This is a genomic window from Serratia sp. JKS296 (assembly GCF_900215445.1).
GTDB classification, from domain to species: domain Bacteria; phylum Pseudomonadota; class Gammaproteobacteria; order Enterobacterales; family Enterobacteriaceae; genus Serratia; species Serratia marcescens.
In genome coordinates this window covers 1,680,750-1,699,507 of the sequence record NZ_OCMX01000001.1, presented here as the reverse complement: position 1 = coordinate 1,699,507, position 18,758 = coordinate 1,680,750, and the positions used below count along the sequence as shown (strand labels likewise).

Below are 18,758 nucleotides of genomic sequence, written 5' to 3'. Positions count from 1 at the left end.
CGTTCACTCCCGACATGATGGAAATGATGAAATAAATTCATTTCCCTGTTCACATGTCAGTAGCCTATCTCTTGTATAATCGCTCAGACAAACTCATAGTTTTCAGCCTTGGATGAGAATAATTCAGCCATGAGAAAAACCCGTTTGCCGCCGCTGGGCGCGCTGCGCGCCTTCCACGCCGTGGCAGGCTGCCGCAGCTTTAAACATGCCGCCGAAGCGCTGGGCGTCAGCGCGACGGCAGTCAGCCACCAGATCAAGCTGCTGGAGTCGGTGCTGGAATGCCGGGTGTGCGAGCGCAGCGCGCAGGGCGTCAGCCTGACCGAGACCGGCGAGATCCTGTATGCCGGCACCCAGCGCGCCTTCGCCGCGCTGGAGCAGTCCGTCGCCCAAATCACCCGCGCCCAGCAGCCGCCGGCGCTGACCGTCACCACCACCTCCAATTTTCTCACCCACTGGCTGGTGCCGCGCCTGGCCGATTTCAAGGTGGAGTTTCCCGCCATCGATCTGCGCCTGCACACCAGCGTCGAGCGGGTCGATCTCAGCCAGCGCACCGTGGACGTCGCCATCCGCTACCGCGAAACACCGGAAAGCGATCTGCACTGCACCCTGCTGCATGAGGATCGTTTTATCGTGGTGGCCAGCCCGGCCCTGGCGCTGGAGCGCATCGAGGATTTGCAGCGGGTAACGCTGTTTCACGTGGAACATCGGCAGGTGCCCGCCGATGCGCCGACCTGGGAAAACTGGCGGCGGCGCTACGGGCCGGAAGGGTTGAACGTGGAAGCCGGGCTGACCTTCAGCGACGAAACCCATGCGCTGCAGGCGGCGGTGGCCGGCCAGGGGGTGGTGATCGCCAGCCGGCTGCTGGCACGCGATTTGTTGCAGCGCGGCGTGTTGGCCGCGCCGTTCGAGATGGCGTTACCCGGCGCCAACTACTATCTGATGGCCACCGAAGAAACTGCGCAGCGCCCCGATATCATTGCGCTACGCGAGTGGTTGCTGCGGCAAATGGCGGCGGGCTAACGGCTCTCGGGGGCGATCTCCCCCAGGCGGATCGCCACGCTGATCGCCTGCGCGGTGGTGGCGGCGCCAAGGCGTTGGCGAATGCGGCGCAGGTGGTTTTCCACCGTGCGTTCAGACAGGCCGAGCATCGCGGCGATATCCGCCTGCCGCCGGCCAATGGCGGTCCAGCTAAGCACCTCGCGCTCGCGCGCCGACAGCCGGCTCCCCCCCTCACCGGCTGCCGGTTCGAACAGCCGCCGCGCCGCCAGAAAGGCCGCCGAACCCACGAGCGACAGCGCCAGCCGCACCGGCGGCGAGGTGTCGATGCGCTCGCCCCCCAGGCTGACGGCGCCCTCCAGGCCGGCGGGGCCGAACACCGGGATCTGCACGCCGTGCAGACCGGCGCCGCGCGGCGTGCGCACAATCCGGTAACGCTCGCCCTGCCGCGCCCGGGTCTTGGTCCAGAAGAACGGCTCGCTGGCCCGCAGCATGTGCCGGGTCACCGGGCAGTGCCGCACGTAGGTCAGCGCATCGACCGCCTCCCCCTCGCCGAACCAGTCGCCTTCGACCCAATAGATATGCTCGATCCCCGCTTCCGCCATGGCGGAAGCGGAAAACAGCACAAAGCGATCGAAACCGAACGGCGCGGCGAAGGCGCGAACCCGCCCCTGAATGGCGGACAGGGTTCGCTCGTGGTCCATCGCCAGCGCCGTCTGGAAAGCGCGCTGCGCGATCTCGTCGCTCATCGCGTGGCGACGTCGGCCAGCAGCGTCTCTGCCGCCAGTTTGCCGAGGTTGTTGGAAGCCAGCGGGCTGTCGCCGGTCAGCAGGCGCCGATCTTTATGCACCTTGCCGGTGATGTCGGCGTTGACGATCTTCACGCCCCGCTCGCGCAGGCGTTCACCCACCAGCCAGGGCATCGGGCCGGGGATATAGCCGATATCGATGTTGGCGCCGGTATCGAGCGAGTCCGGGAACACGCACATCTCATAGCCGCGATACAGGAAATCCTCTTTGTTCTCGCCGATGCCCGCCGCCAGCAAACCGGCCGGCCCGTGGCACAGCGAAATCACGTAGCGATCGTTGTCATGCGCCCAGTGCAGGGTCTTTTTCACCTCTTCGCTGAACGGGATATCATTGAGCACGCCGTGGCCGCCGGGAATGAAAACGCCGAGGTAGTTGCCGCCATCCAGATCCTTCACCACTTCCGTCAACTTTTTCGGCTGCTTGAGCTGGCTGCGGTACTTCTCGTAGGTGGCCTTGACCGCTGGGTCTTCATGCGGGAACGCCCACATCTCCAGCTTCACCGGATCGCCGGACGGCGTGGCGATGTCGATCTCGAAACCGGCCAGATCCAGGTGATACATCGGCAACAGCATCTCGACCGGGTGGTTGCCGGTAGAGAAGAACTTGCCGTTTTGCATCAGCAGGTAGCGCTCCTGCGAGGCGATCATCAGCACCTTCCACTTGCCGCCGCGATAGGCGTTCGGGTAGCTGGCGCCCGTGAAGTCGGTTTTGGACGAGGTGTACTGGCTGAGGGAGTAAGGCGATGGGAAGAACGCGTTGTCTTCCGCCACATCCGGGGTGGGATTACGATCGTTGGACACTGAATCAGTCATGATTATCTCCATATTCACCGTTGCATTTCTCTTTCAGCTTAAATAACCGCCAGCGGGGCCGCAATGAGGGATATCCCTCAATCACCCTCGCGCTGGCGGCGCTCAAGCATGATGCCGTAGCGCGACAATGAACGTTTCTTCGCTGACGCCGGCATATTCATACCGGCACTTTCTCACCGGCACCTGGAAATAACGCTCCAGGATGTCCTCTTGCAGCAAGGCGTTTTTATCGCCAAACATGCACTGTCGCTTATTCATCAGCAGGCACTTGTCAGAGATACGATCGGCATAATGCAGAAAATGCGTATTCAGCACGATCGTCATCTGCCGCTCTTTGGCGAGGCGCCAGAGCATCTCGATCATTTTAGCCTGATTGTAAAAATCCAGGTTCGATTCCGGTTCGTCGAGGATCATGACGTCGGGATCCGCCGCCAGCGCCTTGGCGAAATAACACATCTGCAGTTCCCCGCCGCTGATCTGGTTGATATTTTTCTGCGCCAGCGGCGCGATCTCCAGCGCATGCAACACCGCCTGCGCCTTGGCGACATCTTGCCGCCGCGGCCTGGCGAACCACCCCGCCTGGCGGGCACAGCCGAAAGTGACAAAATCGAGTACCCCATAAGCGAAATGCGGCGTTTTCGCCTGCGGCACATAGGCCAACCGGGCGGGCCGATTGTCGACCAGGCCGATCTTGCACCCGCCAGACAGGGGCCGGCACAGGCCCGCGATGTGTCTCAGCAACGTGGTTTTACCGGCGCCGTTCGGCCCGAGCACGCTGAGGATCTCGCCCCGCGCCAGATGAAAACTGACGTTGTCGAGAAGGGGTTCTCGCCCCTTGAAACCCAGGGTCAACTGGTTAACTGTGATCATGTTTGCTGCTCGTAATAAAAAGGAGAGCGAAAAGCGGCGCGCCGATCAGCGCGGTCAGGATGCCGATCGGGATTTCAGCATAGGTGGCCCCTCTGGCGATATTGTCGATCACCAGCAAAAACAGCGCCCCGCTCAGCGCCGAAGCGGGGATCAGGCGGCCGTGGTTATACCCCAACACGCTTCTCACCAAATGCGGGATCACCAAGCCGACCCACCCCACCACGCCGGCCAAGCTCACCGAGGCGGAAACCAGCAGAGAGGCGGCGATCAGCAACAGGATCTTCAGCCGAGGCGGATTCAGGCCGGCGATGCGCGCCTCGTCGTCCCCAAGAGAGAGAATGTTCATATTCCACCTGAGCCGGTAGATAGTCAGGTAACACGCCGCAAACAGCGGGATCAGCCAATAAACCTGCGCTTTCGCTACCGAAGCGAAACTGCCCATCAGCCAGAAGACGATCGCCGGCAAGGTATCCTGCGGATCGGCGACATATTTTATGACCGAGACAAACGCGATAAACAGCGATGCGATAATCATGCCGGACAAAATCGTGGTGAGTGCATCCTGCCGGCGTTTGAGGCGGCAGATGCCCAGCACCAGCAGCAAGCTCACCACGCCGAAAAGAAACGACAGCAGGGAACTCAGGGCAAAAGGCAAACTCAACAAAATGCCCAGCGCAGCGCCAAAAGCGGAGGCGGAAGAGGTGCCCAGCACGTCCGGGCTGGCCAGCGCGTTTTTCAGCACCGCCTGAAAGGTCGCGCCGGCAACCGCCAACCCGCCGCCCACCAGCATCACCGCCACCACCCGCGGCGCGCGCAGGTTAAAAATCACCGAATAGCGGGCCTGGTTTTCCCCCGGCATGTTCCCCCGCCATAAAATCTGCACCACGTCATGGGCCGACAAGGCATAGCGGCCGGCAAACAGTGATGCGAAGGCGACCACACAAAGCGAAATAAACAATCCCGCCATGATCGCCACATATTTTCCTCTGCCCGGCATCCCCAAGCTCCTCCAACGAACTCACGCTATTCAACCGTGGCACTAGCGCTGTGCCAGCACCTCATCCAGCAACCGGTCCGGGATCGCATAAGAGAACATCGTCTGATAATAGCGGCGCGTCTCCTGCCGCAGCGTTTTGTCGCTAATGTCTTCAGGGGCATACCGGTTGATCATAAACAGCGGCAGCAGTGACGTTTCCGCCGACAGGCCCCCCCAGTTGTGAATGCCCACCGGCGTCGAGAAAACCTTGCCGTTTTTCACCGCCCTGAGCGTCTCCCACGCCTGGCCGGGGATCCCCCCGTGCAGCAGCGCTTTGGCGCTGCCGAACACCACGAAAATCACATCAGGATCCCAGGCCATGATTTGCTCCATCGAAACGTTGATGTACCTGCCGGCATCCCCTTTCACCGGCAAATCCCCAGCGACGTTGTCCATGCCGGCCATTTTCAGATAGGTGTCGCCGTAGGTGTGCGGGCCGCTCACCTTCAGCTGCCTGCCGTCGCTTTCTTCCAGATATAACGCCCTGACGTGCTGCGCGCGGATGGCGGCGGCATAGGGGCGGATCTGCTTCAGGGTCTTTTCCCAGGCGTCTTTGAATTTATGCGTACGCGGCAGGCCGAGGGTGTCGGCGAAGGTATTTTCCCAATACACCTGGGTGACCATCGGCTGGTATTTGGTCTTCCCGCCGGCGTCCAGATCGACCGTCATCACGCCCGCCCTTTCCAGCCGATCGTCCTGGCTTTTGCCGTAGTAATAAATGATGTCGGGCCGCAGATTCATTAACGACTCCATGTTGACCCGATAGTCTTTATTGATGAAATCGGACGTGATCCTGCCGATATCCGGCTTCATGTCCTTCAACACATGCCTATCGGCATGCATGAACGCCCAGGGCCCCACGCCGACGACGTGCCGATAGGCCGCCTCGTTCGCCAGGATCACGCCGAAGGGGCAGTTGCCGGTGATGACGATCCGCGGGTAGCTGCCGGGCAGCGTTTGCGTCGCCGCGCTTTGCAACGGCTCGGCCGCCGCCGGCAGACTGGCGCCGGCGCAAGGCACCGTCGGCAAGGCAAATAGGGCCAGCAGCGCGGTGGCGATAAATTTCACTGTTACGCACATGGTGCCTCCTGCGCGCACGCTCGGCGGCGCGCGTCGATGGGCTGTATTAGGCCGACGCGGCGATGCCTGCTGCCATAATGGTTATCCCGGCCACAAAGACGATTGCCGTGGTGGCTACCGCGCCGCCGCCAACCAACGCGGCGGTTTTTCCCGTGGAAAGGTCTTTTCGTTGCAGGAAAGAAAGCTCTGCCAGGGGAATGATTTTTCCGCTGTCGGCGACGATGTCTTTAGGTTCCACCTTCGCCACCTTCAGCTCGCCGCCGCTGCCGTCCTTCAGGCCATATTTCAACTGGTCGCCGACATAGACCGGCGGCTGCAGCAGGTAATACGGGCTATTGAGCCCCGCCTCTTTTTGTTGCAACGCCACGTCGTGGTAGGTCGTGCAACCGGCAAGGGAAAACGCCGCCATCCCGATAACCAACGGCACTAATGGGATAAATCGCATGGGAAACCTCGTGCTTCTATTTGCTGGTTTTTAACGTAACGGCGGACTTGAAGCGCATATAGCTCACGACCAGAGAAAGGAACGAGAATGCCGCCCCCGCCATTAAACTGATATTCGTCGCTTGCGCGCCGCGCATATTGCAGAAAATCGCCACTAACGCCGAACCGACGATTTGCCCGATCAACCGGGAGCTGCCCAACAGGCCGCTGGCGATGCTGCTGTTTTCGTGCGAGACCGAGGTCATGATCAGCAGGTTGTTCGGTGATTGAAACAGGCCGAAACCGATGCCGCACAGCGCCACGCGCCATACGATCGCCCCATTCGACGGATCGCTCGGCAAATTGGCCATCAGCAGCATGCCGGCCAACAAGCAGGCGAGGCCTGACAGGGCGACGAGATTGGGATCGTATTTCTTGGCCAAATCGCCGGAAATTAGCGAAGACGCCATGGTGGCCAGCGGCCAGGCGGTCAGCAGCAGACCGATGTCCACCACGTTTCTTTGCAGGACATTGTGGAAATAGAAAGGCAGCGATACAAAAGCCAAAAGCTGGGTGCTGTAAGACAGCATCGACATCAGCAAAGACAATGACAGCGTCGGGTTATGCAGCATCGCGATCGGGATCAGCGCGGCGTTGGCCTTTCTTTTCTGATTGATGTACAGCCACCCGGCCAGCCCGGCGAATACCGCAAAGCTGAGCGCCGCCGCCGGCAGATGGTGGGTGGTCATGCTCATCGTGCTGAGCGAGAAAGCGATAAACAGCACAAACACCAACAGAGCCCCCCCGCTGTCGAATCCAACGCTGCGCCGCTCGCGGGGGGCCAGGAAGATCAGGCTCAGCAGCAGCGACAGGCAGGCGATGGGAACATTGATGGTAAACAGCCAGTTCCAGCTCGTCTGAGAAAGTATCGCCGAGGCGATGGACGGCCCGGCGGCGGCGGAAACCGACACCACCATCACATTGATCCCCAGGCCGCGCCCCAGCAGCCTTTCCGGGTATATCTCCTTGATCAGCGCCGCATTGACGCTGAGCACCGCCGCCGCACCGAAGCCCTGTATCACCCTGAATGCCGTCAGCATCGACAGCGTCGTGGACAGCGCGCAGCCCAAGGATGAAAAAGCGAACAGCACCACCCCGGCTATAAAGATCTTTTTATTGCCCACCGCGCGGCCCAGCGCCGCGAAGGGCATCAAAGAGGCGACAACAGCAAACTGGTAGGCATTAATAATCATGATGGAGGCCGATTCGGAAACGCCGAAATCTTTGGCGATCACCGGCAATGCCACGTTGGCGATGGTACTGTCGAGCATGGCGATGACCGTGCTTAACGAGACCGCGAGAACGGCGAATATATTTAGTGTCTCTTTTTCCTGGTGTTTAAAAGTCATGTTAACGCTCCAAAAACGTGAGTAGCTTCATGCCGGCGGCAAAGACCCCGCTTTTTATCCGTTTTAATGTTTACGTTATAACATATCAATTAAAGAGGAGAATAAATCTCATTTGAAATATTAGATTAAATAGTGTGTCAAAATAAGAATTAACAAATGCAAAACAAATTTATATCAATATAAACACTCAATAAACAAAATAAATTCAGTATAAAAAACCAGTGAATTTAAGGAATGACATTAAAAGTAACAGCCGCTAACAGACAACCCCGCCGGCGCGTGAAATTGTTATGTTATAACAAAAACACCCTTTCCTTTTATGCTGGTTAACCTTATGGCTAAGACGGACCTTTTGAACACCCGGTTATCTCGCCGCAGAATGATGTTGGCAGGGTTGGCGGCCCTGGCGCTGAACGGCGCCGTTTCCCCGCTGGCTCACGCCCACGGCCTGCCACGTCCCAAAAAGCAGAACGGCCCTCAGGGGGCGCGAAAAAGATTCCTGGTCATGTTGGATCCCGGTCATGGCGGCATCGACTCCGGCGCCATTGGCCACACCGGTTCGCTGGAAAAACATGTCGTTCTGGAGATCGCCAGAAATGTGCGTGCACAGCTTGATCGACACGGCATCGATGCCCGCCTGACGCGCGACAGCGACGTTTTTATTCCGCTGTACGATCGGGTGGAGATCGCGCACCGGCATGGCGCCGATCTTTTCATGTCCATCCACGCCGACGGCTTTACCTGCCCCAGTGCCTGCGGCGCGTCGGTTTTTGCGCTTTCCAATAAAGGCGCCAGCAGCGCGATGGCGAAATACTTATCGAACAGTGAAAACGCGGCGGACGATCTCGCCGGCCCCAACGTCATCAAGAAAGATCGCTATTTGCAGAAGATACTGTTTGATTTGGAGCAGACGGAAACAATCAAAGAGAGCCTGGCGCTGGGCTCGCACCTGATTCAGCATATTGCGCCCATCCATCATTTGCATGCCAAAAATACCGAACAGGCGGCCTTCGTGGTCTTAAAGTCCCCGTATATTCCTTCCGTCTTGGTGGAAACCTCTTTCATCACCAACCCTGAGGAAGAAAGGCTGCTCGGCACCCCCGCCTTCCGAAATAAAATTGCCACGGCGATCGCTCAGGGGATCGTCAGTTACTTTAAACGCGAAACGCACGCTTAAGCTTCGCCGGGGCGGCAAGCACACGGGTTTGCCGCGCACAGGGACGGTGCCATCATGATAAAACGCAATCCTCGTTATTTTTCGGCGGGCATGCTGTTCCCCCTGCTGGCCCTGTTGCCGCGCGGCGCCTTCGCCGTGTCGTTGATGGGATCGCAGCAAAACAGCCTGAATTTCTACGGCACGATTATCGCCAGACGCTACAGCGGCCAAAACGAACGCGACGACGGCGACCGCAGCTACCTCTATTTCGGCCTGATAGGCAAAAAAAAGATCGCGCCGCGCTGGCAGGCTTACGCCCACTGGGAATATACCGTCAGCTTCGCCGACGCGAGCCGAAACAGCACCCGGCTCGCCTATATCGGCGTGCAAAACGCCACCCTGGGCAGCCTCGATATCGGCCGCAACTGGGGCGTGCTTTATGATGTGACCGCCCTGACCGATCGCTCCCCGCTGTTTAGGGAAATAGCGTACAACTACATCGATAACTTTATGCGCGGCCGGGCGCATAACCTGCTCACTTACCGCCAAACTTTCAGCCTGTTTCAGCGGCGCGCCGCCCTCGCGTTGCAATATCAATTCAAAGACGGCGACGATCGGCAAGCGACGGGCAAACAAAACGGCAACGGTTTCGGCGCCTCCTTTCGTTATGCGTTGACGCCGACGCTCAGCCTCATCGCCGCCGCCTCGGCGTCTCAAACCACGCAGCGGCAGCAACACGCCGCCGGCTATCGCCGACGCATCGATACGCTGGCCGAAGGGGTTCTCTATGCGTCGAAAAAAATCTATCTTGCGGCCGTGTTCACCCAAAGCGACAACGCCATCAGCCCACAACAAACCGCTAACCGCGGCTCGGCGTCAAGTTATGAAGCGCTCGTCAAATACCGGCTGACGGACCATATTCAGCCCAACATCGGCTATACCCGTTTAATACAGGCCCGGGCAGGCCGCAACACCGACTTATTGAACTACGAGGAGCTGGGGGTGACCTGGTTGCTCAACAGCAACATGCAGGTGTTTATTAACTATGAATTCAATAACCTTTCGCAGCACGCGGCCGGCGTCGATGCGTCGGACAAGCTCGATATGGGCATCAGCTATCACTGGTGATCCGCTTTCGCGCAGCCAATAAAAAGCCCCGCCCGGTGAAGGGCGAGGCTCGCTCGCGCCGATCGAGACGGTGCGAGAGGATCATGAGGGCAGAGTGATGCCAAAGTGCCGAATGCGCCTGCTCATGGCGTGACGGACGCCTCAGCGCGGCGCTTGCGCGTTTTTCCACTCCCGCCAAATCGTTTCCAGCCCGGCGCGATACGTCGTGACGGCGAAGTCGGGAAAACGCTGTTTGAACTTGGTCGAGTCGAACAGGTTATCGTGCTCGTAGCGCGGCAGCAGCTCGCGCATCTCTCGCGCCCCGGATGAAAACAGCCCTGCGGCGATCAACGCCCATTTGCCGATAACGGAATATGAAATGTCCTTCCCAAACACCTCACAGGCCAACGCGGCGAACTGCGCATAGGTGAGCCGCTCGTCGCAGCACGGGAGATGCCACGTCTGGCCGAACGCGTCGGGCGTATTGCCGAGCCGAGCTAACCCGCGGCTGGCGTCGGGCGTCCAAATCAGCGTGCGCAGCCTGTCATCGCGAACCGGCACGCGCGGTTTTTCCCCCGCTTTCAACCTGTCGACGATCAACGCATTGGTGAAGCTCTGCGTTTTCCCCGGCCCATAAAACTCGGGCGCACGGCCGATCAGCACGGGGATCTGCTTGCGCTTCATCTCGTCGAGCACCTTCTCGGTCATCAGAGCGCGCACCCGTCCCTTGCGCCCCCGAGGCGCGAACGACGTCGATTCCGTCTGCGGCTCGCCGTTCTGCGGATACATATAGGTATTGTCGAAATAGACAAAGGGCACGCCCGCGGTACGGCTGGCGTCCAGCGCATTCTGCAGCATGGTCGGAAATTGTCGCTCCCACAGCGCCGAATCCGGCGGCAAGCCGGCGGCGAAATACACCACCTCGCTGCCCTTCACCGCCGCCAGGGTCTGCTGCGCGTCGAGCAGGTCGGCCGCAACCAGCGTATCGCTGTCGTTGATCTTCTTCGGGTGGCGGCTGACCAATCTTAAATCATCGGTGTGCGCGCGCTTCAGTTCACGCGCCAGCTCTTGGGCGATCTGGCCACTGGCGCCCAGGATCGTTTGCATTGACGTTCCTCATCGCAATGAAAAAAGCTCCACCCACTCAGGGCGGAGCAAAGGTGCTTTTTCGCGCTTAGCTGTTCACGAACGCCAGCAAATCGGCGTTGACCTGATCGGCATGGGTGGTCGGGATGCCGTGCGGCGCGCCCTTATAGGTATGGAGCGTGCCGTTTTGCACCAGCTTGGCCGAGAGCACACCGGAATCCTGATAAGGCACCACCTGATCGTCGTCGCCGTGGATCACCAGCACCGGAATGGCGATCTTCTTGAGATCTTCGGTGAAATCGGTCTGCGAGAAGGCGACGATGCCGTCATAGTGCGCCTTGGCGCCGCCCATCATGCCCTGGCGCCACCAGTTCCAGATAATCGCCTCCGACGGCTTGGCGCCCGGGCGGTTATAGCCGTAGAACGGGCCGGCCGGCACGTCGTAATAGAACTGCGCCCGGTTGGCGGCCAGCTGCGCCTGGAAATCATCGAATACCGATTTTGGGGTGCCCTGCGGATTGGCGTCGGTTTTTACCATCAGCGGCGGCACCGCGCTGATCAACACCGCTTTGGACACCTTGTCCTCGCCGTGGCGCACGATATAGCGCACCACCTCGCCGCCGCCGGTCGAGTGGCCCACGTGCATGGCGCCCTGTACGCCGAGGTGTTTTACCACCGCGGCGACGTCATCGGCATAGTGATCCATGTCGTGCCCTTCCCATACCTGGCTGGAGCGGCCGTGGCCGCGGCGATCGTGCGCAACCACGCGGAATCCTTTGTTCACGAAGAACAGCATCTGGGCATCCCAGTCATCGCTCGACAGCGGCCAGCCGTGGTGGAAATAGATAACCTTGCCGTTTTTGGGGCCCCAATCCTTGTAGAAAATCTCGACGCCATCGCTGGTCGTTACATAACCCATGTCGTTTCTCCCATTTACACTCTGGTTAAAAAAGAAGGTTTATACTGCGCACGGCGCCGGGATCTCTGGCTCCCTCATCCCGGTTGGCCGACGATCTTGCGTTGATCGTTTAACGAGTATAGGTTTAAAGTTCACTTTAAGGTCAAACCCAATTCGGCAAACCGCATTCCCGCTTTCACTCGGCATCAGGAGAATTCAAGTGCAGGGAGATGACATCCTCATGACGATGGAGCCGCGGCTTGCCGCCCAGCGCCACGCCTTCCTGCGCGACGGCGCGCCGACGATGCAACAGCGCAAGGCCGCCCTGCGCCGCTTGCGGAGCGCCATTCTGGCTCAGCGCACCGCGCTGGCGGCGGCCGTCAGCGCGGACTTCGGCCACCGTTCGCCTTACGAAACCGACATTCTGGAGATTCTGGTCACCGTGCAGGCGATCGATTACCTGCTGCGCAACCTGAAACGCTTCATGAAGCCGGAGCGCCGCCACGTCGCCCTGCCGTATCAGGCCGCACGCGCCTATGTGCAATATCAGCCCAAGGGCGTGATTGGCGTCATGGCGCCGTGGAACTACCCTTTATCGTTGACCTTCATCCCGCTGGCCACCGCCCTGGCCGCCGGCAACCGCGTGATGCTGAAACCTTCGGAGCTCACGCCGCATACCAGCCAGCTCATCGAAACGATGCTGGCGGCGCGGTTTCCCGCCGATGAGGTCGCCGTGGTGACCGGCGGGCCGGACGTCGGGGCCAGATTCAGCGAGCTGGCGTTCGACCATCTGGTGTTCACCGGCAGCACGGCGATCGGCCGTCAGGTCATGCAGGCGGCCGGCAAACATCTGGTGCCGTTAACGCTAGAACTGGGCGGCAAAAGCCCCGCCGTCATGGCGCGCGGCGCGGTTAACGCCAGAAACGTCCAGAGCGTGGCGTTCGGCAAGCTGTCGAACGCGGGCCAAACCTGCATCGCACCCGATTACCTGCTGATCCATCAGGACGATCTGGCAAGCTTCATGGCGCTCTACGACGCGGCGGTCAAAACCTTTTATCCCGACGGGCCAACCAGCGACGACTACGGCGCCATCATCAACGACAGGCACTACCACCGCTTGCACGATCTGCTCGCCGATGCCCAGGCGCGAGGCGCGCAAATCATTCCGGTCGGCCATCGCCCGGACTCGGCGTCTGAACGGCCGAAAACCCTGGCCCCCACGCTGGTCGTCGGCGCCCCCGACGACAGCCGGATCATGCAAGAAGAGATCTTCGGGCCGCTGCTGCCGGTGCGCACCTACGCCGGCTTTGATGAAACGATCGACATTATCAACGCCGGGCCGCGCCCGCTGGCGCTGTACTACTTTGGCCCGGCAGACGCGCAGCAGGATCGGCTGCTGGCGCGCACCGCCTCCGGCAACGTCAGCATCAACGCCACCCTGCTGCACTTCGCTCAGGACGACCTGCCGTTCGGCGGCATCGGCCCCAGCGGCATGGGAGCCTGTCACGGCATCGAGGGATTTCGGGCGCTGAGCCACGCCAAGGGCGTTTTCATCCAGAGCCGCTGGCGCTTTACCGACCTGCTGCGTGCGCCGTTCGGCAAGCTGGCGGACGCGGTGCTCGCGTTCATGCTGCGGCGCCGATAACGCGGCGTGTTGACTATCAATAGCACACCCATAAATCGCCGCAAGCTATCACAATATTCACTCATTCCTATTTTATCTCTCCGCCGCCGCTGACTAAGCTTAGCCATGAGTCACCCTTTGCCCGTTGGCGGCGAGGATGACGTAAATCGATTGAGTTCAGTTATTTAGCGCAATACCCGACGCAAGCCTTACCCGCATGCCTTGTTAACCGCTCCATGCCCGGCGGCTGGAGCATCTTTACGGAAGCAGAGAGCGCATTATGACAACTGAAAGCAAATGCCCGTTTTCGGGCGGCAAGCAGCCCGCACCGCAGAACGGCCCCACCAATCAGGATTGGTGGCCTAATCAGCTCAGCCTGAAACCGCTGCATCAGCATTCCCCCCTGTCCGATCCGATGGATAAAGACTTCAACTACGCCGATGCCTTCAACAGCCTCGATCTGGCGGCGGTCAAACAGGATCTGCACGCCCTGATGACCGACTCGCAGGAATGGTGGCCGGCGGACTTCGGCCACTACGGCGGCCTGTTCATCCGCATGGCCTGGCACAGCGCCGGCACCTACCGCATCGGCGACGGCCGCGGCGGCGCGGGCGAAGGCCAGCAGCGCTTCGCCCCGCTCAACAGCTGGCCGGACAACGTCAGCCTCGACAAGGCGCGCCGCCTGCTGTGGCCAATCAAGCAGAAATACGGCCGCAACATCTCCTGGGCCGATCTGCTGATCCTGACCGGCAACGTGGCGCTGGAATCGATGGGCTTCAAAACCTTCGGCTACGCCGGCGGCCGCGCCGACACCTGGGAGCCGGACGACGTCTACTGGGGTTCTGAGAAGATCTGGCTGGAACTGAGCGGCGGGCCGAACAGCCGCTACTCGGGCGACCGCGATCTGGAAAACCCGCTGGCGGCGGTGCAGATGGGCCTGATCTATGTTAACCCGGAAGGCCCGGACGGCAATCCCGATCCGGTAGCCGCCGCGCGCGACATCCGTGAAACTTTCGCCCGCATGGCGATGAACGACGAAGAAACCGTGGCGCTGATCGCCGGCGGCCACACCTTCGGCAAGACCCACGGCGCCGGCCCGGCGTCTCACGTCGGCGCCGATCCGGAAGCGGCCGGGCTGGAAGCGCAGGGCCTCGGCTGGCACAGCACCTTCGGCACCGGCGTCGGCAAAGACGCCATCACCAGCGGCCTGGAGGTCACCTGGACCACCACCCCGACCCAGTGGAACCACGACTTCTTCCGCCACCTGTTCGAATACGAATGGGAGCTGAGCCAAAGCCCGGCCGGCGCGCACCAGTGGGTGGCGAAAGACATCGGTGAAACCATTCCCGACGCCTTCGATCCGAACAAGAAGCGCCGCCCGACCATGCTGACCACCGATCTGTCGCTGCGTTTCGATCCGGCCTACGAGAAGATTTCGCGCCGCTTCTATGAACACCCGGAGGAACTGGCCGACGCCTTCGCCCGCGCCTGGTTCAAGCTGACCCACCGCGACATGGGGCCGCGCGCGCGCTACCTTGGCCCGGAAGTGCCGCAGGAAGAGCTGATTTGGCAGGATCCGATCCCGGCCGTCGATCATCCGCTGATCGACGAGCAGGACATCGCCGCGCTGAAAAACGCCGTGCTGGCTTCCGGCCTGTCGGTGTCCGCGCTGGTCTCCACCGCCTGGGCTTCGGCTTCCAGCTTCCGCGGTTCAGACAAACGCGGCGGCGCCAACGGCGCGCGCATTCGCCTGGCGCCGCAAAAGGACTGGGCGGTCAACCAACCTGCGCAGCTCGCCGCGACGCTGGCCAAGCTGGAGAGCATTCAACGCGCCTTCAACGACGCGCAGACCGGCGGCAAGCGCATCTCGCTGGCGGATCTGATCGTGCTGGCCGGCGCGGCGGGTGTGGAACAGGCGGCGAAGAACGCCGGTTTCGCCCTGACGGTGCCGTTCGCGCCGGGCCGCATGGACGCTTCGCAGGAACAGACCGACGTGGACTCCTTCGAGGCGATGGAGCCGCTCGCCGACGGTTTCCGCAACTTCCTGAAGGGCAAATACCGCGTGCCGGCCGAAACGCTGCTGGTCGACAAGGCGCAGCTGTTGACCCTGACCGCGCCGGAAATGACGGTGCTGGTCGGCGGGCTGCGCGTGCTCGGCGCCAACGTCGGCGGCACGCAGCACGGCGTGTTCACCCAGCGGCCGCAGGCGCTGACCAACGACTTCTTCGTCAACCTGCTCGACATGGGCACCACCTGGCACCCGGTCGGTGAAGACGGCCTGTTCGAAGGCCGCGATCGCCGCAGCGGCGCGGTCAAGTGGACCGGCACCCGCGTCGATCTGGTGTTCGGTTCGCACGCGCAGCTGCGCGCGTTGGCCGAGGTCTACGGCAGCGCCGACGCGCAGGAGAAGTTCGCCCACGACTTCGTCGCCGCCTGGAACAAAGTGATGAACCTCGATCGCTTCGATCTGGCGTAACTTAGCGACAGCACAAAGCCCGCCACGGTAAGTCGGCGGGCTTTTTTATTTGAGGGTAAAAAAACCGACGACACAACACATAAAAATGACTAACTGATTGATAAAATTTATAACCCCATGATAGTTTAGGCGATTAAATGCATACAAAGACAATTTAAAAATATTAAAAATCAATTAAATAGGAGTAATCATGGACGATATTAATGTTTACGGAGAAACAGGAATATTTATCATTAAAGAACAAATTTTCAGCAAAAATGGACTCCCGTCCATAGGACACTTCTCTCCTTCTGCTGTACAAATCCAGCGCTACGTCTACCAATTGCGTAAGGAACAAGAGGTTTTTTGGGAGGGGCGAAAGATCGACTATACACAGCTCGGCATTTGGGAAAAATTTAAGATACTGATGGGCAACGACTTGGTCAGTAGAGACAAACAAGGGGGCAGCACGCTCTATTCACTGGAGTTCGCCGGATTTGAAACAAGAGTAACGCCTCTGGATGGAGCAAAAGCACCCCTTCCCGACTTTTTAGGGAAATCCTATAAGATTAACGTACCCACACCTTACATTTATGGCCAAGATCCTATCCCAGAGATGAAGCTCTATGGCAGGAAAGACGTCTCATTCATTATGAGCAACGGTGGACAATCAGCCCCTACTGCAATGGCAAAATACAACAAGACGACCAAGAATCTGATAATGATTCGTACTGAACTAGAAATGAAAAATTTGATGTTATCCTTGAGCAGCGCCAAGGAGCTAAAAAAATGAAGAAAACGATGCTGTTCATTAGTCTGATAGTCATTTATGGTTTTATTGGTTATTTTCTGCACCTCCCAATGGCAAAGCTCTACTTTGCCGGGAAAGCATTGTTTGTTTCTGACGTTGCAGCAACGGTCGTTACCCAGTTCAAGACTGCCGGGATTTTCATTTTGTGCGGTGTCATCATCCTGACGCAGATCGTACTGACAAAAAAATCAAAATCCCTTGGACGATATGCCGTTATCTATAGCACTTGGGTGGGTATCCACTTCGTCTACCTTCTCTTCATCTTGATACTTAAGAGCAAGTTCCTGGAACCTCTCAACAAAATCCCGATGGATGCAATTGCTCTTGAACAGTTTAACCTTGCTGGCCCAGCGCTTATTTCTCTGGTTTTAACCTGTTCGTCGCTATGGCTCGTCAACAAGTCAGGACAATCAGAACGCAATGTCTAAACAACCGAGAATCCTGAATAGTCTACTCAACTGTTACAAAAAGACCTTCACCTACTCAGGCCGCGAAAGCCGTGGGCCTTATTCAATGCTGCTTTTGTGCCAGCACGTTTGGTTTCTGCTTTATCTCGCCGTTATCGCCAGCAAGATGAATGAGATTTCCATTTTCGCGCTTGCGGCGTTTTTGCTGCCTTTGCTAGCGGCCAATGTGCGCCGTTTGCATGATGCGGGTTACTCCGGTGGTTGGTGCCTGACCTGGTTCTGCTTCACACCCTATGTAATGCTGATCTTCGCGCTGTTCCTTCCTGCTAAGAACATCAATAACCCTTACGACGATCGCCCAAACCTGGCGTAAGCCTCCTCAACGGCCTGCTTCGGCGAGCCATGGCTGGCGCTGCGATATTCTCTTTTCCCGCTTATTCGCATTTACTCAACAAGTCATATAAAAATTTGATGGGGGGCAATTCTTTTAATGCTGTATTTATATTTAGAGGGCAATGAAGAACGTAACTTCAGCGCGCTAATACGATATATCCCATCAAGGAGAACACCGTTATGGATTATCCTCGACTCACCTCAACACGCGGCGAGGCGGGCCTAATGACCATCGCCATTCCTTAGCGGCAGCGGGTTTGGCCGGCAAAGGCGCCCCCATCGTTTTACGCCATAAAAATAGATGATCTGCACCTGCGCGATATTCGTTCAGGCGTCTGACGTTCGCCCTTCGTTAATGTTTCACGGCGCACGTTGCGTTTTTAGCTTTTATTTTTCAGCCGACGGGAAAGCTCATAGGAAATGACGTTTCACTCAGGAAAATAACCGCTACCTGGAGGTCAACATGCAACATACTATCGGTATTTCTTCTCGTCGGCTGAGGATATCGGCCCTTGCGCTGCTGCTCCCTGCCGTATCATGGGCGGCCGATACGGCGTCTCTTGCCGTGGGGCCGCAATATGACACCACCCATGTCTACGTCGAACGCGGCAAGATGGATGCCTTTGTCGACAGCATCCTGAAAACCTTCGGCGGCACCAGCACCGAACGCGTGCTGGTCAACGTCACGCCCACGCCCAGCGAAACCTACTCCCAGCTGATACTGACGCCGGCCGGCAGCTTCTCGGTGTTCGATTTCAAAACGCCGATCCCGCATCCGTTTGGCGCTGAGCGCAACGGTTTTCTGGTCAGGGATATGGACGCCGCCATCCGGCAGGCCAGGGCCGCCGGCGCCGATGTGCAGGTCGAACCCTTCGACGATCCGATTGGCCGCGACGCGGTGATCCAGTGGCCCGGCGGCGTCAACATGCAGCTTTATTGGCACACCAAAGCGCCCAACTACAAGCCGCTGCTGAGCGTGCCGGAAAACCGCCTGTACCTCTCCGCTTACCGCATCGATGACTTCCTGAAAAGCTATCAGACGTTCTCGCACGGCAACGTGGTGAGCGACGAACAGGTCAGCGATGCGGCGATCGGCCGCAACGATAACGGCAAAATCCGCCAGATCGAACTGGACTCGCGCTTTGGCAAAACGCGCATTTTCGTCACCGATGGGCATCTGCCTTATCCGTTCGGCCATGAGCGCACCGGCTATGGCGTCGAGGATCTGCAGGCCACGCTGGCCAAAGCGACGGCCACTGGCGCGCAGGTGCTGTGGCATTCGACGGCGGCGGAACGCCGCGCCTCGGCGCTGGTGAGTTTCCCCGGCGGCTATATCGCCGAAATTCACCAGACGGCTAAATAAACCCAAGGCGCGCTGCGGCGCGC

General features: G+C 59.2%; 18 protein-coding genes. 9 read left to right on the top strand and 9 right to left on the bottom strand.

Going from position 1 to position 18,758, the window contains the following annotated elements; translation table 11 throughout:
* The first annotated feature begins 129 nt into the window (after nucleotides 1–129).
* Entirely contained in the window at nucleotides 130–1,020 is an 891-nt protein-coding gene (locus tag CRO23_RS08035; RefSeq protein WP_097101705.1) for a LysR substrate-binding domain-containing protein, read from the top strand.
* Here the strand turns inward: CRO23_RS08035 and CRO23_RS08030 are convergent.
* The 7 genes from CRO23_RS08030 to CRO23_RS08000 form a co-directional block, all read right to left on the bottom strand.
* Entirely contained in the window at nucleotides 1,017–1,745 is a 729-nt protein-coding gene (locus CRO23_RS08030; RefSeq protein WP_016927071.1) for a PA1136 family autoinducer-binding transcriptional regulator, read from the bottom strand. The genes CRO23_RS08035 and CRO23_RS08030 overlap by 4 nt on opposite strands.
* Nucleotides 1,742–2,617, bottom strand: coding sequence for a glyoxalase III HchA (gene hchA, locus CRO23_RS08025; protein ID WP_097101703.1), 876 nt, complete (start codon nucleotides 2,615–2,617; stop codon nucleotides 1,742–1,744). The genes CRO23_RS08030 and hchA overlap by 4 nt, the downstream gene beginning before the upstream one ends.
* 102 nt (nucleotides 2,618–2,719) lie before the next feature.
* Nucleotides 2,720–3,487 carry an ABC transporter ATP-binding protein gene (locus CRO23_RS08020; protein ID WP_016927069.1) on the bottom strand — a complete coding sequence of 256 codons (768 nt, stop codon included), beginning with the start codon at nucleotides 3,485–3,487 and terminating at the stop codon, nucleotides 2,720–2,722.
* Nucleotides 3,474–4,484: a FecCD family ABC transporter permease gene (locus tag CRO23_RS08015; RefSeq protein WP_016927068.1), complete on the bottom strand. Its 1,011-nt coding sequence runs from the start codon at nucleotides 4,482–4,484 to the stop codon at nucleotides 3,474–3,476. The genes CRO23_RS08020 and CRO23_RS08015 overlap by 14 nt, the downstream gene beginning before the upstream one ends.
* A 42-nt stretch (nucleotides 4,485–4,526) precedes the next feature.
* Nucleotides 4,527–5,603: an ABC transporter substrate-binding protein gene (locus CRO23_RS08010; RefSeq protein ID WP_233504950.1), complete on the bottom strand. Its 1,077-nt coding sequence runs from the start codon at nucleotides 5,601–5,603 to the stop codon at nucleotides 4,527–4,529.
* Between the two features lie 46 nt (nucleotides 5,604–5,649).
* Nucleotides 5,650–6,012, bottom strand: coding sequence for a hypothetical protein (locus CRO23_RS08005; RefSeq protein WP_016927066.1), 363 nt, complete (start codon nucleotides 6,010–6,012; stop codon nucleotides 5,650–5,652).
* Nucleotides 6,013–6,064: 52 nt separating this feature from the next.
* Nucleotides 6,065–7,435 (bottom strand): MFS transporter, encoded by a 1,371-nt coding sequence (locus CRO23_RS08000; protein ID WP_079449929.1) that lies wholly within the window; start codon nucleotides 7,433–7,435, stop codon nucleotides 6,065–6,067.
* A gap of 334 nt (nucleotides 7,436–7,769) precedes the next feature.
* Here CRO23_RS08000 and amiA point away from each other — a divergent pair, with 334 nt between their 5' ends.
* Together amiA and CRO23_RS07990 are read left to right on the top strand one after the other, a co-directional pair.
* A complete protein-coding gene (gene amiA, locus CRO23_RS07995; RefSeq protein ID WP_025303471.1) occupies nucleotides 7,770–8,612 on the top strand; it encodes an N-acetylmuramoyl-L-alanine amidase AmiA in 843 nt (280 codons plus the stop codon).
* A 54-nt stretch (nucleotides 8,613–8,666) separates the two neighbouring features.
* Nucleotides 8,667–9,719 carry a porin gene (locus CRO23_RS07990; protein WP_016927063.1) on the top strand — a complete coding sequence of 351 codons (1,053 nt, stop codon included), beginning with the start codon at nucleotides 8,667–8,669 and terminating at the stop codon, nucleotides 9,717–9,719.
* Nucleotides 9,720–9,860: 141 nt separating this feature from the next.
* Here the strand turns inward: CRO23_RS07990 and CRO23_RS07985 are convergent, their stop codons facing one another.
* Both CRO23_RS07985 and CRO23_RS07980 read right to left on the bottom strand, forming a co-directional pair.
* The gene (locus tag CRO23_RS07985) at nucleotides 9,861–10,805 is read right to left on the bottom strand and encodes an NAD-dependent epimerase/dehydratase family protein (RefSeq protein ID WP_097101701.1); all 945 of its coding nucleotides are present in this window, start codon (nucleotides 10,803–10,805) and stop codon (nucleotides 9,861–9,863) included.
* Between the two features lie 67 nt (nucleotides 10,806–10,872).
* Complete coding sequence (locus tag CRO23_RS07980; protein ID WP_025303474.1) at nucleotides 10,873–11,703, bottom strand: alpha/beta fold hydrolase; 831 nt, start codon at nucleotides 11,701–11,703, stop codon at nucleotides 10,873–10,875.
* Nucleotides 11,704–11,923: 220 nt separating this feature from the next.
* Here CRO23_RS07980 and CRO23_RS07975 point away from each other — a divergent pair, with 220 nt between their 5' ends.
* The 6 genes from CRO23_RS07975 to CRO23_RS07950 all read left to right on the top strand — a co-directional run bounded on the left by CRO23_RS07975 (nucleotide 11,924) and on the right by CRO23_RS07950 (nucleotide 18,735).
* The gene (locus tag CRO23_RS07975) at nucleotides 11,924–13,327 is read left to right on the top strand and encodes a coniferyl aldehyde dehydrogenase (RefSeq protein ID WP_176167137.1); all 1,404 of its coding nucleotides are present in this window, start codon (nucleotides 11,924–11,926) and stop codon (nucleotides 13,325–13,327) included.
* Between the two features lie 259 nt (nucleotides 13,328–13,586).
* Nucleotides 13,587–15,782: a catalase/peroxidase HPI gene (gene katG, locus CRO23_RS07970; RefSeq protein ID WP_016927059.1), complete on the top strand. Its 2,196-nt coding sequence runs from the start codon at nucleotides 13,587–13,589 to the stop codon at nucleotides 15,780–15,782.
* Between the two features lie 190 nt (nucleotides 15,783–15,972).
* A complete protein-coding gene (locus tag CRO23_RS07965; protein WP_016927058.1) occupies nucleotides 15,973–16,554 on the top strand; it encodes a hypothetical protein in 582 nt (193 codons plus the stop codon).
* Complete coding sequence (locus tag CRO23_RS07960; protein ID WP_016927057.1) at nucleotides 16,551–17,000, top strand: hypothetical protein; 450 nt, start codon at nucleotides 16,551–16,553, stop codon at nucleotides 16,998–17,000. Before CRO23_RS07965 ends, CRO23_RS07960 begins: the two co-directional genes overlap by 4 nt.
* On the top strand, nucleotides 16,993–17,352 hold the full coding sequence (locus CRO23_RS07955) for a DUF805 domain-containing protein (protein WP_071525925.1): 360 nt from the start codon (nucleotides 16,993–16,995) through the stop codon (nucleotides 17,350–17,352). The genes CRO23_RS07960 and CRO23_RS07955 overlap by 8 nt, the downstream gene beginning before the upstream one ends.
* 483 nt (nucleotides 17,353–17,835) lie before the next feature.
* Nucleotides 17,836–18,735: a glyoxalase gene (locus CRO23_RS07950; RefSeq protein ID WP_255253501.1), complete on the top strand. Its 900-nt coding sequence runs from the start codon at nucleotides 17,836–17,838 to the stop codon at nucleotides 18,733–18,735.
* Nucleotides 18,736–18,758 lie beyond the last annotated feature (23 nt).

Coding starts and splice junctions, on each gene's coding strand:
- CRO23_RS07990 (WP_016927063.1), top strand. CDS start 8,667: ATGATAAAACGCAATCCTCGTTATTTTTCGGCGGGCATGCTGTTCCCC.
- hchA (WP_097101703.1), bottom strand. CDS start 2,617: ATGACTGATTCAGTGTCCAACGATCGTAATCCCACCCCGGATGTGGCG.
- CRO23_RS07950 (WP_255253501.1), top strand. CDS start 17,836: ATGCAACATACTATCGGTATTTCTTCTCGTCGGCTGAGGATATCGGCC.
- katG (WP_016927059.1), top strand. CDS start 13,587: ATGACAACTGAAAGCAAATGCCCGTTTTCGGGCGGCAAGCAGCCCGCA.
- CRO23_RS08000 (WP_079449929.1), bottom strand. CDS start 7,435: ATGACTTTTAAACACCAGGAAAAAGAGACACTAAATATATTCGCCGTT.
- CRO23_RS07980 (WP_025303474.1), bottom strand. CDS start 11,703: ATGGGTTATGTAACGACCAGCGATGGCGTCGAGATTTTCTACAAGGAT.
- CRO23_RS08015 (WP_016927068.1), bottom strand. CDS start 4,484: ATGCCGGGCAGAGGAAAATATGTGGCGATCATGGCGGGATTGTTTATT.
- CRO23_RS08020 (WP_016927069.1), bottom strand. CDS start 3,487: ATGATCACAGTTAACCAGTTGACCCTGGGTTTCAAGGGGCGAGAACCC.
- CRO23_RS07960 (WP_016927057.1), top strand. CDS start 16,551: ATGAAGAAAACGATGCTGTTCATTAGTCTGATAGTCATTTATGGTTTT.
- CRO23_RS08030 (WP_016927071.1), bottom strand. CDS start 1,745: ATGAGCGACGAGATCGCGCAGCGCGCTTTCCAGACGGCGCTGGCGATG.
- CRO23_RS08010 (WP_233504950.1), bottom strand. CDS start 5,603: ATGTGCGTAACAGTGAAATTTATCGCCACCGCGCTGCTGGCCCTATTT.
- CRO23_RS08005 (WP_016927066.1), bottom strand. CDS start 6,012: ATGGCGGCGTTTTCCCTTGCCGGTTGCACGACCTACCACGACGTGGCG.
- CRO23_RS07965 (WP_016927058.1), top strand. CDS start 15,973: ATGGACGATATTAATGTTTACGGAGAAACAGGAATATTTATCATTAAA.
- CRO23_RS07955 (WP_071525925.1), top strand. CDS start 16,993: ATGTCTAAACAACCGAGAATCCTGAATAGTCTACTCAACTGTTACAAA.
- CRO23_RS07985 (WP_097101701.1), bottom strand. CDS start 10,805: ATGCAAACGATCCTGGGCGCCAGTGGCCAGATCGCCCAAGAGCTGGCG.
- CRO23_RS07975 (WP_176167137.1), top strand. CDS start 11,924: ATGACGATGGAGCCGCGGCTTGCCGCCCAGCGCCACGCCTTCCTGCGC.
- amiA (WP_025303471.1), top strand. CDS start 7,770: ATGGCTAAGACGGACCTTTTGAACACCCGGTTATCTCGCCGCAGAATG.
- CRO23_RS08035 (WP_097101705.1), top strand. CDS start 130: ATGAGAAAAACCCGTTTGCCGCCGCTGGGCGCGCTGCGCGCCTTCCAC.